Origin of the sequence: Pseudomonas sp. TH15 (genome assembly GCF_016651105.1) — a bacterium.
In the GTDB taxonomy this organism is placed as follows: domain Bacteria; phylum Pseudomonadota; class Gammaproteobacteria; order Pseudomonadales; family Pseudomonadaceae; genus Aquipseudomonas.
In genome coordinates this window covers 4,701,166-4,714,139 of record NZ_JAEKEL010000001.1, presented here as the reverse complement: position 1 = coordinate 4,714,139, position 12,974 = coordinate 4,701,166, and the positions used below count along the sequence as shown (strand labels likewise).

Annotated in this window: 11 protein-coding genes and 2 pseudogenes; 8 read left to right on the top strand and 5 right to left on the bottom strand. The window is 57.5% G+C overall.

Annotation, left to right across the window (positions count from 1 at the left end; genetic code table 11):
• The first annotated feature begins 231 nt into the window (after positions 1-231).
• Both JFT87_RS21210 and JFT87_RS21205 read left to right on the top strand, forming a co-directional pair.
• Positions 232-1,044: a carbon-nitrogen hydrolase family protein gene (locus tag JFT87_RS21210; RefSeq protein WP_201204321.1), complete on the top strand. Its 813-nt coding sequence runs from the start codon at positions 232-234 to the stop codon at positions 1,042-1,044.
• 81 nt (positions 1,045-1,125) lie between these two features.
• Positions 1,126-2,226, top strand: coding sequence for a polyamine ABC transporter substrate-binding protein (locus JFT87_RS21205; RefSeq protein ID WP_201204319.1), 1,101 nt, complete (start codon positions 1,126-1,128; stop codon positions 2,224-2,226).
• A 24-nt stretch (positions 2,227-2,250) separates the two neighbouring features.
• Here the strand turns inward: JFT87_RS21205 and JFT87_RS21200 are convergent, their stop codons facing one another.
• Positions 2,251-3,225 carry an alpha/beta hydrolase fold domain-containing protein gene (locus JFT87_RS21200; protein ID WP_201204317.1) on the bottom strand — a complete coding sequence of 325 codons (975 nt, stop codon included), beginning with the start codon at positions 3,223-3,225 and terminating at the stop codon, positions 2,251-2,253.
• Positions 3,225-3,664: pseudogene (gene tspO / locus JFT87_RS21195) on the bottom strand (tryptophan-rich sensory protein TspO). The gene JFT87_RS21200 and the pseudogene tspO overlap by 1 nt, the downstream one beginning before the upstream one ends.
• Before the next feature lie 182 nt (positions 3,665-3,846).
• Between tspO and JFT87_RS21190 the strand changes: the two are divergent.
• The 3 genes and pseudogenes from JFT87_RS21190 (at position 3,847) to JFT87_RS21180 (ending at position 4,674) form a co-directional block, all read left to right on the top strand.
• Positions 3,847-4,083, top strand: coding sequence for a hypothetical protein (locus tag JFT87_RS21190; protein WP_201204315.1), 237 nt, complete (start codon positions 3,847-3,849; stop codon positions 4,081-4,083).
• 52 nt (positions 4,084-4,135) lie between these two features.
• The gene (locus tag JFT87_RS21185; protein WP_446739722.1) at positions 4,136-4,267 is read left to right on the top strand and encodes a hypothetical protein; all 132 of its coding nucleotides are present in this window, start codon (positions 4,136-4,138) and stop codon (positions 4,265-4,267) included.
• Between the two features lie 76 nt (positions 4,268-4,343).
• Positions 4,344-4,674: pseudogene (locus JFT87_RS21180) on the top strand (DHCW motif cupin fold protein).
• 168 nt (positions 4,675-4,842) lie between these two features.
• On the opposite strand, the gene JFT87_RS21175 reads toward JFT87_RS21180, so the two are convergent.
• Positions 4,843-5,442 carry a hypothetical protein gene (locus JFT87_RS21175; protein ID WP_201204314.1) on the bottom strand — a complete coding sequence of 200 codons (600 nt, stop codon included), beginning with the start codon at positions 5,440-5,442 and terminating at the stop codon, positions 4,843-4,845.
• Between the two features lie 272 nt (positions 5,443-5,714).
• Positions 5,715-6,191 carry a hypothetical protein gene (locus JFT87_RS21170; RefSeq protein ID WP_201204313.1) on the bottom strand — a complete coding sequence of 159 codons (477 nt, stop codon included), beginning with the start codon at positions 6,189-6,191 and terminating at the stop codon, positions 5,715-5,717.
• A gap of 615 nt (positions 6,192-6,806) precedes the next feature.
• On the opposite strand from JFT87_RS21170, the gene JFT87_RS21165 reads away from it, so the two are divergent.
• Positions 6,807-8,726, top strand: a complete 1,920-nt coding sequence (locus JFT87_RS21165; RefSeq protein ID WP_201204312.1) for a tyrosine-protein phosphatase — start codon at positions 6,807-6,809, stop codon at positions 8,724-8,726.
• Positions 8,727-9,233: 507 nt separating this feature from the next.
• On the opposite strand, the gene JFT87_RS21160 is transcribed toward JFT87_RS21165, so the two are convergent.
• Positions 9,234-10,205, bottom strand: a complete 972-nt coding sequence (locus JFT87_RS21160) for a helix-turn-helix domain-containing protein (protein ID WP_201204311.1) — start codon at positions 10,203-10,205, stop codon at positions 9,234-9,236.
• Positions 10,206-10,472: 267 nt separating this feature from the next.
• On the opposite strand from JFT87_RS21160, the gene JFT87_RS21155 reads away from it, so the two are divergent.
• Positions 10,473-11,276 (top strand): 2OG-Fe(II) oxygenase, encoded by an 804-nt coding sequence (locus tag JFT87_RS21155; protein ID WP_201204310.1) that lies wholly within the window; start codon positions 10,473-10,475, stop codon positions 11,274-11,276.
• A 275-nt stretch (positions 11,277-11,551) separates the two neighbouring features.
• A complete protein-coding gene (locus JFT87_RS21150; RefSeq protein ID WP_201204308.1) occupies positions 11,552-12,043 on the top strand; it encodes a hypothetical protein in 492 nt (163 codons plus the stop codon).
• Positions 12,044-12,974 lie beyond the last annotated feature (931 nt).

Genomic DNA, 12,974 nt, shown 5'->3' with positions numbered 1-12,974 from the left:
GGGGAACAGATCATAAGCTCCCACACACGCACCTATGCAGGAGCTGCGGAACGCTGCGATCTTTTGATGTTGGGTGGCAAAAGATCGCAGCCTCGTTGCACTCGTCAGCTCCTACAGGGGGAGGGAGATCGGGGGACTACCCCTTTGGGGGTACTCACTCTGAGTGATAGGAAGTTTTGCCACGATCCGCATACTGGTCGGACACGGCGTTATTCACCTGAAGGTCTGACGATGAGATTAGAACTCGTACAAATGGCGGCGCGCGATGGCGATACCGCTTACAACCTGGAGCGCATTCTGCGGGCGATCGCCGACAGCGCACCGGGCAGCGATATCGTGATGTTCCCCGAGTCGTTCATCACCGGTTTTCTCGACCACGACAACATTGCCCAACGCGCCGAAGCGGTGGACGGCGCGAGTGTCCAGACGATTTGCGCAGCGGCGCGCGAGCGCGATGTCGCGGTGGTCGTCGGGTTGATCGAACGTGACGGAGAGCGCTTCTACAACACCACATTGTTGATCACGCCCGAGGGCGTTGCGCTCAGTTATCGCAAGACTCACTTGTGGGTTGGCGAGCCTGGCCTGGTGTTGCCCGGCGACCGTTTTACCACTGTGCAATGGCGCGGAGTGCGCATCGGTCTGTTGATCTGCTACGACATCGAGTTCCCGGAAAGCGCCTGCGCACTGGCGGCGCTCGGCGCGCAGTTGATCCTGATCACCGACGGCAACATGGAACCCTACGGCCATCTGCACCACACCGCCGTCGCCGCCCGTGCCCAGGAAAACCAGGTGTTTGCAGCCATGGTCAATCGCGTGGGCGAAGGCGTTGGCGAAGTGTTCGCGGGCGGTAGCACCGTCGTCGACCCGTTCGGCAGACGCCTGTTTGAAGCCGGCGCGCAAGAATGCCGGCACGTGCTGGACCTGGACCTCACGCAGATCGCACCGTCCCGCACGCTCTATGACTACCGCGCAGAAAAGCGCCTGAAACTGGCCGCTGCGGTCACTGAACACCCGGACGGTCGCCGCGAACTGTTGATCCCCTGAGCGCTGAAACCGGTCTCGCTTTCCAATAAAAAAATAGTGCGGCGTACTGCCAACCGATGGCCGATTCGCCAGGAGCTACCCATGAAACTCAAGCGTTTGCTGCACCTTGGCTTGTTCACTGTTTGCGGGTTGGGCGCAGCAGTCAGTTGGGCCGAAGGCCCTACGGTCAACTTCTACAACTGGTACGACTTCATCGCCCCCGAAGCTCCCAAAGACTACGAGAAGGAGACCAACACACCGGTGCTGCTCGACACTTTCGACAGCGCGGAAGTCATGCAAAGCAAATTGATGGTCGGCCGCAGCGGCTACGATGTGGTCGTCGTTACCAACAGCGCGCTGCCCAACCTGATCAAGGCTGGCGTGCTCGAAGAACTCGATAACAGCCAGTTGAGCAACCGCTCCAATCTTGACCCCGACATTCTCGCCAAAGTGGCGCAGAACGACCCCGGCAATCGCTACTCGATCCCTTACCTGTGGGGCACCACGGGGATCGGTTATGACGTCGATCAGGTGAAAAAAATCTTTGGCGACGAGACCCCGGTGGATTCCTGGGACCTGATCTTCAAGGAAGAAAACATCAGCAAGCTCAAGCAGTGCGGCGTCGCCCTGCTCGACTCGCCCGGCGAAATCATCCCGATCGCCTTGCATTATCTCGGCTTGCCGCCCGACAGCAGCAACCCGGATGACTACGCCAAAGCCGAAGCGCTGCTGCTGAAGATCCGCCCCTACATCACCTATTTCGACTCGTCGCGGTTCATCACCGATCTGGCCAACGGCAATATCTGCGCGGTGGTGGCCTGGTCCGGTGGCGTGTTCGACGCCAAGACCAACGCCGAGCGCGCCAAAAACGGTCGGCACCTGGCCTATCGCATCCCGCGCGAAGGCTCCTCGGTGTGGATGGAAACCCTGGTGCTGCTCAAGGACGCGCCGCACCCGCAGCAGGGCCTGAACTTCATCAACTACATGATGCGGCCCGAGGTCATCGCCAAAAGCTCGAATTACTTGGGCTATCCCAACGGCAACAAGAGCTCGCTGGCCTACGTCGATGAGGGTTTGAGAAATAATCCGGACGTCTATCCACCGGCCGCAACCCTGGCGACGCTGTTTCCTGCCCAACCATTGCCGCTGAAGATCGAGCGCATTCGTACGCGGGTCTGGAGCAAAGTCAAAAGCGGCACGTAAGCCACCGTGAAAAAGCTGCTTGCCTCAGGGCAAGCAGCGCGCGGAGATCCATTGACGACTGTAGGCCAACACGCTCTGCGCAATGGCCGTCGGGAAGTGGATAAAACCGTGGGGGCAGGACGGCAGCAGGTGCATCTCGACGGGTGCCGAGACTGCCCAGCGTTTGGCGATGTCGAGGGTGTCGTCCCTCAGCGGGTCGAGCTCACCAGCAAATAGCAATGCCGGCGGGAAACCGCTGAAGTCGCCATACAGCGGGGACAATGGTGGCTGACAACGCTCTTCGTCACTCAGCCCCGGCGTCAGCAGGCGCAACGCTGCGACCATGCCTGGGCCATCGAGTAGCAAAGTATCAGCGGGTGCCGAGCGCACGCTCGGTGTTCCGGTCAAGTCGTAGACGCCGTAATAGAGCAGCGCGCCGCTGATGCGTTGCAGGAGATCGGGCGATGTTTGCAGCGCCAATAACGTCGCTGCCGCCAGATGCGCCCCGGCCGATTCACCGACCACCACCACGGGCAGATCCGCGAACGCTGGATCGCTCAGCAACCAGCGCGTGGCGTGCAGGCAATCTTCCAACAGGCCTTCAATCGGTGTCGACACCGCGAGCCGGTAATCGACGGACACCACCACGACCTCGCAGGTATCGGCGATGGCAATGTTGAAGTTGTCGTTCATCTGCGCGTTGCCGATCACCCATCCGCCGCCATGAAAATCCAGCACAACGCCTTTGGCTTTGCCCTTGGGCCGGATGATCCGCACAGCGACCGGAACGGCGCCGCCCTCAATCATCTTCCGTTCAGCGCTCAGGCCATGCTTGTGCAGCAGGCTGGGGCTGACGAACTGACTGGCCCGCAACAACGCCTGGATCAACCGTGGCGTGATGCGATTACGGATGCGAAAACGCGGCAACCAGGCGAGCTTCTTGTTGAACTCGCGCACCTGCGCCAACTCGCGCTCGCCCTGTGGCCAAGGTGCCGGATTACTCCCTGTAAAGTCGGTCATCAGCGGTTCTTGAGCAGAATGGAAAAATTCAACGCGGCGGCGACACACAGCCACGCCAGATAGGGAAACAGGATCAAGCCAGTAATCACGTCAAGTTGCAACGCCATGACCACCATGGCCGCCACCACCAGCCACAACAACGCCAGAATGACCATCGCGGCCAAGACTTGGTGGGCGCCAAAAACACCGGCGTCCACAAGGTGTTCAGCGCGATCTGCGCGGCCCATAACGCCAACACCATCTGGCTTCCCGGTATCAGGGTCAAGCGATAGCCGGCCCACGCCAGCAGCAGGTAAATCACCGTCCAGGCCACCGGAAATGCCCAATTCGGCGGAGTGAATCCGGGTTTGACGAGGGACTCGTACCAGGCGCCCGGTTTGAACATGACGCCGGTGGTAGCCGCAGCGGCGCAAGCCAGAAGGAAAATGAAAAAGGTCATCGCCAGTCCTTAGCTGAGGTCAGCTGTTGGGGAAGCCAAGCCATGTCGGCCGTTAAACAGATGACGCCCCGTGGGGCAAAAAGTTTGCCTTGAGCGATGACTGTTTTGCACACAGCGTTGCAGTTGAACTAAAAACTGACTGGCTCGTCAGGATAATAACGCCATCACACACGGGTGACCCCATGCACAACTTTCTGCTCGAATACCTGTTCAACGGCGAGCCGCGCCGCCACGTGCTCGAAGTCCAAGAGGCACAACTCGCCGAACATGAGGCCGCAATGCACTTGCTGGAACTGCACGTCGGCGACGCCGAAAACGGCCTGATCATGCCCCCGGCAGACGCCACGCCGGAGCAGATTCTGCAACAGGCGGAGATCGTCGGAATCACGCAGATTCGCGTGGTCAAGCAAACGGCGTGAGGGCTGGCCGCAAGCCCTCGTTGGCTTGCCGCGCCAGGCACGAGGCGATGGTTTGTATGCGCATGAGTTGATGCTCAAGAACATCGCTCTCTACAAAAAGCTCGGGTATCAGGAAACCCATCGCGCCCCGGAAGATGGTCTTGCCCGGGTGTTCATGCGCAAGGTTCTGCCCTGTATGCCGTAAATGCTCGTGATCTGTGTCTATCTGTGCTTTTTCCAGGTTGCTACGGTCGCATTCCCTGAATTTCGATGAGGCAACCATGGATCTTACTGAAATCCCATTCGGAACCACCGATTGGTCAATCGATAGAGTCGGTGGCGAATGCCGGTCAGACAGGCACAGCCTATTGGCGTACCTGCCAGTTTGGTTCAGCGCGTGTGCGGATGGTCGAGTACAGCCTTGGATATTTGGCCGATCACTGGTGTTGGCGAGGGCACATTCTGTTGTGCCTTGAAGGGCAGTTGCTGACAGAACTGGAAGACGGCCGACAGTTCACCCTGACGGCGGGCATGAGTTACCAAGTGGGCAATGATGCCGAAGGCCATCGTTCGTCCACCGCCACCGGCGCAAAATTATTCATCGTGGATTAACCAAAACCCGACCTGTAGGAGCTGCGGGACGCTGCGATCTTTTGATCTTCATGTATTGGATCAAAAGATCGCAGCCTCGCTGCACTCGACAGCTCCTACAGGGTTTTGGGTTCGGCACGCGCCCTTTATGTTCAGGATCAACGTGCCCCGGTATCGCCGCGAGGGCGTTTATTCAATGACGGGATACCACGTTGCGTAGTTGTCATTGAAGGCGTTCAGCAAGGGGAATTCTTCGTTGCGAACACCCTCTACGACGGCGTTTTTGCGCTCGAAGGCTTCGCTCATGTGCTTTTGGCAAAGGTCTTTAGGCACATAACACAGGCCATGCCAACGATGACGCCAGGCCAGCAACTGCCGATCATTTTCAACGATGTACACCGTTTTGCTCAGCGACTTGCGCAGGCGAGGGGCCGAATCGCCTTTGAGCGACCTTGGCACACGAACTTCCTGCCCGAACACGTCCCACCCGGCCCACTGGCTGTAAAAGCGCAAACGAGTGTCGTTGTTGACCGAGAGAAATTCGTAGTAGGCAATGCCCGGCTTGGGCTGGGCGATTTCGCAATAGCGGCGCATCAGCGTCGTGGAAATATTGGCGATCATGTCTTCAGAAAGATGATTAACCACCTTCTGAAAATGATGGAGATTGTTAAAGCCGAATTCTTTGCTGAGATGGGTCAGTCGCTGGCAATACGTGTACTCGCCGATAACAGACACTTTGGCGAGCAACTTCAGATCATCCAGGCACTGCGCGGCATTCGAACGGTTCATAGCATCACTCCTTTAGCCAAATCGAAGACGTGCCTCGACCAGCATGCTGCTTGCAGTGGCTAAACAAGTGGGTAAGTTCACTTGGATTTTTCGTATTTCCCATCGCAGCAGGGAGGCTACTTGTGCCTTCGCCAGATGAAATCATAAAGCGCCCACGCAAGTAAACCGTCAGGCGAGCTGCAATGGCCAAGGCGGCCAGTCGCGGTATAAAAAAACCGCGCCTACCCAGTAGACGCGGTTTTTCGCTTCAGCCCTTCAGGCGCTCACAGCGCTCACAGCGCCCACATTCGCACCAGCGCAAAGTCCAGATCTACGTTGATGCTCTGGCGGCCAGCGACCCATTCATCGTTACGAAGGCGTTGGCCGGTACTCGTCTCGGTAACACCTTTGGCGATCACCAGAATAAACAGCCGGGTAGGGCACTCAAACGCATTCAATCGTTCGACATCGGCCCGCACCGACCAATCGCCGTCCAGGCACTTGGCGTAGGAAACATCGCCCAGACATTTGACTTCAGCGACCATCGTTGGCTTACCGTCTTCACCCAGCGCATACAGATCCGCTTTGCGTCGATCGCCGATTGGCAGATCCGTCCAGATTTCCAGTTCATCGTTGAACCAGGCATGAAGGCTGATCTGGGCTTGAATCCAGTGTTCACGGCAACTGCTGAGTTGCAGCACTTGCTCAAGACTCTTTTCCATATCGCGAAAGGCTCGTTCGAATAAGCCCAGCCATTGAGTCGTGTCCATCTCGCACTCCCTGTGTCGTCAAATTTGAGGCGCGATTATGAACGAGAACAATCCCAAACACCTCACTCTGTAGGAGCAAGGCTTGCCCGCGATGACATTGAGTCAGCCAGCATCGCCATTGCCTGACTCATCGCCTTCGCGGGCAAGCCTTGCTCCTACAGATAGCATGCGCCCCCAGCTCTTCGTAGGAGCCGGGCTGCCCGCGATGACATTTTGTCAGCCAGCATCGCCATTGCCTGATTCATCGCCTTCGCGGGCAAGCTTTGCTCCTACAGATAGCCTGCGCCCCCAGCTCTTCGTAGGAGCCGGGCTGCCCGCGATGACATTTTGTCAGCCAGCATCGCCATTGCCTGATTCATCGCCTTCGCGGGCAAGCCTTGCTCCTACAGATAGCATGCGCCCCCAGCTCTTCGTAGGAGCCGGGCTTGCCCGCGAAGGCGTCCGATTGGCCAACCCGGCTATCCCGGACGCACCACGATCACCCTCCACATGGACAGATCACGCACCCCACGGCCCAATCGCGCAGCCATTTCCTTTCAAAGCAAAACTGTCATATTCAGTATCACTTGCTTACCCATAGTGACCAGCCCAACGCTAATCCAATGAGGCTGCACTGTGTTTCAACGTCTTCTGTGTTCGCTGTCCGTACTGAGCCTGTCCGTCGCCGCCGCCCACGCTGCCGAGTCCGCGCCCCTGGACACGCCGCGCCTGAAAAGCATCGACAACTTCCGCGATATCGCCGGTATCACCACCGCGTACTCCACGGCCCACGACGGCACGATGCGCGGCGGCGTGTTCTATCGCTCCAATGCGATCACGCCATCAGCAGCGGATCTGGCCACGCTGAACAGCCTCGGCATCAAAGCGGTGTACGACCTGCGCACCCCGAGTGAAATCGCTGGCACACCGGACACCATGCTGACCGGTGCGACCTACCAGAACATCGACATCATCGGCGCCACCACCTCCGGCTCAAACATCACCAACATTTCCTTCAAAAGCGCCGCCGACGCCATCGCCATGATGGAGCAGACCAACCGTGCCTTCGTCAGCGACGCCGGCATGCGCAGCCAGTTCGGCAACCTGTTCAACGCACTCGCCAGCGTCGACGCCGCGCAACTGTTCCACTGCACCGCTGGCAAAGACCGCACCGGCTGGACCGCCGCCGTGTTGCAAAGTATCGCCGGTGTCGACAACGCGACAATCATGGCCAACTACCTCGCGACCAACGACTACACCGCTGCCCGAGTCGCCGCCACGTTGAAGGCGATGCCACCGAGCATGGCCGCCGTCTACGGCCCACTGCTCGGCGTCCAGGCCAGCTACCTGCAAGCCGGCCTCGACGAAGTCACCGCGCAATACGGCACGATGGACAATTACCTCAAACAAGGCCTCGGCCTCTCCCAGGAAACCATTTACGTGCTGCGCGGCAAACTCGTCGAATACAACAGCCTGCCGGGTCAGGCCGCGCTGATCGGCAACGCCGCCGCTGGCGCCGAATTGCTCCGCGAATTGCAGAACACCGAGCTGTCCGGCACCTACAGCGCCTACAACTACTATCTGCAATCGGCGATCGACGCCGGCACCCTCGGCGGTGTCGAATCCCAAGTCGGCGGCCAGGTACACGCGGACGCCGCCAGCTACCTGCTGCGCCAAAACGCGATGATCGAACAAGCCGCCGCACAGTTCGCCAGCGGCAGCGACCTCAAAGTCGGCCAATACCGCTTGTGGACGACTGCGCTGGCCGGCTACCTCGGCACCGACGGCTCGTCCCACGCCGACAGCAGCAACGAGCACAGCCAAGGCCTGATGGTCGGCATCACCCAACGCTTCAGCGAACAACTCAGCGCACGCGGCGGTTTCGGCTACAGCAAAGGCACGGTCGGCGGCGCAGGTGGCGAAGCCGACACCGACTTCACCTTCCTCAACGTCGGCGCCCGCTACGGCTTCACCAGCCTGGAACAAGGTCTTTTCCTCGACGCCAACGCCAGCGCCGGCTACATCGACTACGACAGCAAACGCGACCTCGGCGGCGGCCTCGGCACCGCGAAGGGCAACACCCACGGCAACCTTACCGGCGCCACGTTAGCCCTCGGCTATCGCGCCCCGGTCAACGGCATGACCTTCGAGCCGAGCCTGGGCTTTCGAGTCAGCCACCTCGACCTCAACGGCTTTAAAGAGAAGGGCAGCGAGCTGGCTCTCGACGTCGACGACAACACCGCCACCCGCCGCAGCGCCGTCGCCAACCTCAACGTCGCCTTCGCGCCCGTGGCGATGGGCAGTTGGCAATTGGTGCCGGGCGTGCAAGTGGGCTACGAACGCACACTGGGCGACAACCAAGTCGACAGCCAAAGCCACTTGCTGGGGCTCGACATCGAACAACGCGCCGCGTTTGATAATCGCGACCAATTCAGCGGCGGGGTAAACGTCATGGCCAGCCTCGGCGCGCTGAGCCTGGGCGCAGAAGTGGGCGCCAATGGCGGCGGCGACAGCCACGGCTTCAACGGCGGGCTGAAGGCAAGCTACGCGTTTTAAAAGAAGGGATAACACGACCCAAATCCAAAAACACCGCAAACCCCTGTGGCGAGGGGATTCATCCCCGTTGGGCCGCGCAGCGGCCCCAAAATTCAGGCCTGCTACGCAGCCCAACGGGGATAAATCCCCTCGCCACAATGGTGTTCCAAGCTACTAATTGATCCTCTCAAAACCATCAGCCTGACTCTGCAGCCTTGCGGTTCAACCAACAATCTGGAGAATGACCCTAACCCCTGTGCCCCAAAAATCAGGCCTGCTGCGCAGTCCAACGGGGATGAATCCCCTCGCCACAATGGTGTTCCAAGCTACTAATTGATCCCCCCAAAACCATCAGCCTGAACCTGCAGCCTTGAGGTTCAACTAACAATCTGGAGAATGACCCTAACCCCTGTGGCGAGGGGGCTTGCCCCCGTTGGGCTGCGAAGCGGCCCCAAAAAAGGAACTGCTACGCAGTCCAACGGGGATGAATCCCCTCGCCACAAGTTACCTTGTCAAGCTGATACCGCTCTAACCCCGAGCCCGAAACTCCGCCGGACTCACCCCATACGCCCCCTGAAAATACTGACAAAACCGCCCCACATTACTAAACCCAAACCGCAACGCCACCTCCGTCACCGACCCCGAATCCCGGTGCTTCAACACCTCATAAGCCCGCTCCAGCCGCACCTGCCGCTGATACCCCACAATCGACATCCCGACAAACCGCCGAAACCCCTCCTGCAACGCCCGCTGACTCACATTGCTCAACCGCGCCAGATCCACACCGCTCACCAATTGCTCCGGATGCGCCTGAATAAACTCCACCGCCAACTTCACATGTCGCGGCGCAACCATCGCCGTAGGCCGTCGCAACGCTTCGGAAAAGTTATGCGGCCACGCCTCCAGCACCGCATCAATCAACATCTCCCGCAACCGCGACGGCATCAACGTCCCGCTGTTGATCAACAAATCAAACTCCGTCCCCGTTGCCAGATCAATCAACGCCTTGATCCCCTGAAACGCCGCCGAATCCAGATTCACACTCGGTTCAAACACAATCCTTTCCAGAATCGGTTTACCCAACAGCGCCGCCAACCGCTCAGTAAGCTGATGCCGATTGATCGACATCCCGTGATGCGCGTGGCCATCAAAAAAGCGCATCGAGCGGATGTCAGCCTTATCGATTGCCAAACCAACCTGGCAAACCCCGATGGACTCGGTCGCGTGGTTGAACACAATCTTGCCGGCCGTGGGGATGACGAACGTGATCTCATCCTGTGGGTCGGGAAAAGCAACGGTGAAATCCCCGCGATAATGCATTCGCCGAAAACTCACACCCTCATGCCGCCCATAAACCCCACCAATGATGATGTTCGCCGGCAGCGGCGGATTGTCCGCATAGCGATTACCAAACAACTTCGAAAAAAGTGCACCGAAGTCGTCCGAACGGAGGTTGTCGGAGCGCAGGATGATTTGCTGGCGAACGGGAGACGGAAACACCTTGGCGGCACCTTCGGTTGGGGGCTCTAGGACAGGGGTGTGGGGCAGGGCGCCGAGAAGACTAGCAGAGGAAATATGACGCGTTTGTGACAGCCTGAAACATGCCGTAACACCGCCGCGCCACGTTTAAGCAAAGGACACTCGGCAGGCCATTGCCGACATGGCAACCTGCTCGCCACTGTACTCAGCGAGCAAACACAGGCCCCGCGCCAAGCCCCAGGCCCTGTTTGACCCGCCCTGAAAGCCCAAAAAATCATTGGAGCGGCAATGCAAGCCAACACGCAAACACTCCCCATCACCCTGACCCCGGAACTCGACTTCGACCAAAACGCCGCCAGCGCTTTCGGCGAATCGCTGACCCGCGAATACACCCAAGCCACGCCATTTCCGCACATCGTCATCGACAACTTCCTGCAAACCGACGTCATCGCCAGCATCCGCGAACACTTCCCGGTCGAACCGACCCACAACGAACAGACCTACGAGCGCGGTTACAAAGGCCAACTCAAACGCCAGATCAGCCCCAACGCCTGCAGCCCGTACCTGAAGAACGTCTTCAACACCTTCAACTCCGCACCGATGCTGGAGTTCCTCGAAAAACTCACCAGCATTCAAGGGCTGATTCCTGACCCTTATTTCGCAGGCGGCGGATTACACGAAACCAAAACCGGCGGCTTCCTGGGCGTGCACTCGGATTTCCGCCTGAACAAAAAGCTCAATGTTGAAAGGCGCTTGAACGTGATTGTTTACCTGACCGAGGATTGGCAGGAGGCGTACGGCGGCAACCTGGAGCTTTGGGATGTAGGGATGAAGAAATGCCTGAAGAAGGTGCTGCCGGTTTATAACCGCTGTGTGATTTTTAATACGGACAAGGACAGCAACCACGGGCATCCGGAGCCGTTGACTACGCCGGAAGGCATTACGCGGCGGTCGATTGCGCTTTATTACTACACGGCGAGTGGGGTGGGTGGGGAGCCGGGGCAGAGGAATAAAACGCACTATAAGCCGCGGCCGAAGGATCGGTGGAGCGTGACGTACTACGTGGAAAAACTGTTTAGGAAGAAGGGGTGAGTGGCCGCTAGTTCAAGGACGCGGCCATATTTGTTTATGCGGGGGAGTAGCTCCCGCTAGGCCTCCTTTCGGCCATTTTCGGTCAGTCGGGACAGACTAAATTTTGACTGATCTGAAGAAGGCTCCGCAGCGATTTTAGGCGAAGCTACGAATGCGTTCGAGCTAGGGCCGGGGCTCAGTCGTGACCGGATTCACCATATGTCGTTATTCGCAGCCATGCACCCCTCGCGAGCTCCCAAGTGACTTCTTCGTTCGTTCTTCGATGGCTTATGGCCATGCGGCTGGCATACTCAGGTTTTCACGATAGTAAGGACGCGCGACATGCTCGGGGCTTTATTCAAGGTTTTAAGTTCATGGCCTTTCAAAGCCACAATCAAGCTAGCCAAAGGAAAAATGCACGGTGGTCTGATCAGTGCTTTTGCAGCCATGCAGGCGCCAATTCCCCCAATATCATTGGCGAAATCGACGCAATGTGGGCCCATGCCGAGCAGTTTTTTCCTTCATTCCCCGACTGGATCATGGAGCACGATGAAAAGGCTTTGGCTGCTAACGCCTTGGTATTTTGGGCGGTAGAGTTGGTGCACACAGACAAGAAATATGCGGCTGTACTGCTCTCGGCAGCAGGTTTTTGCGTTTATGACGTTGATCAAGCCAAGTTTACCAACGATCCTCGGTTTAACCTCATGATGCGCGGTGCTGCAACGGTTGCTCAGGGTAAGGGGTTGGATTTTTACAGCAATCTCTTGGAAACGGATGAGCCGTTTTAACCAAGCGTCTATTATTCGTAGACGCAGCAACTTTTTGGCATTGCTTTGCGCACACTCACGGCTAAAAATCTGGCATTGATTTTGACTGCTCATTAAAGAAAGGAAAGGATTTCTATGTATTTTCTTATGTCGTTATTCGCGGCGATCGTTCTTGCTATCCCTACATATGGCGCATCGCTCTTAGTTTTTTTCTAGTAAAAGGCTGGTTCGATACTAAAGCGGCAAATCACATTCTCAACGTGATTTCCAGAAGCGTCAAAACCCAGGAGAGCCAAGAGCTTTACCACATCAACAAAGCTGCCATCAGGAAAGCGTTCACTATGCTTTCTGCAAAATACGAAGAAGAAACCAGCCATAGGCTCACATTTTTTTCGGGCATGGTTAAGCACCCTATGCACACCGACACCATTAGTGTCTTTGTTGTGTATTCGCCTAGGAATGGAACAAAGAACAAAATAGAAATAAGCACTAAGGTATTTCAACCTCTGACTACCGCGTCATTAGAGGACGGCTCATTCTTGGATGCTTTGTTAAAGCCCCGCTCGACCTTTTGATAGCTCCAAGAACTCTCGACTACAACAAAAGCTCTTTCCAGTAGGCTTTTTGTGCGCATATTAACGAAAATGTCGTTATGCGCAGTCTCGTTCGCCTACCTTGACTCGGCTTCGCAGCTAGATAGCGCCGGCTGCGAGATCGAATAATTGGGACATAAATCCCTTAGCTGTTCGCTGGATGAAAGTCCGCCGGCTATGACCGGCCGGTATGGGGCGATTTCGGTCTGTTGCGACAGGCAGAAATCGGCCAAAAGCGTACACTTAGCCGACCGACTTCTTTCCCTAGAACAGCATGAGTAGTAACCATAATCAGCTGACAGCTGCGCGTTGCCACCGGTGGCGATAGGCGAGCAATGTTGCCAAAGTAGTATTCCTAC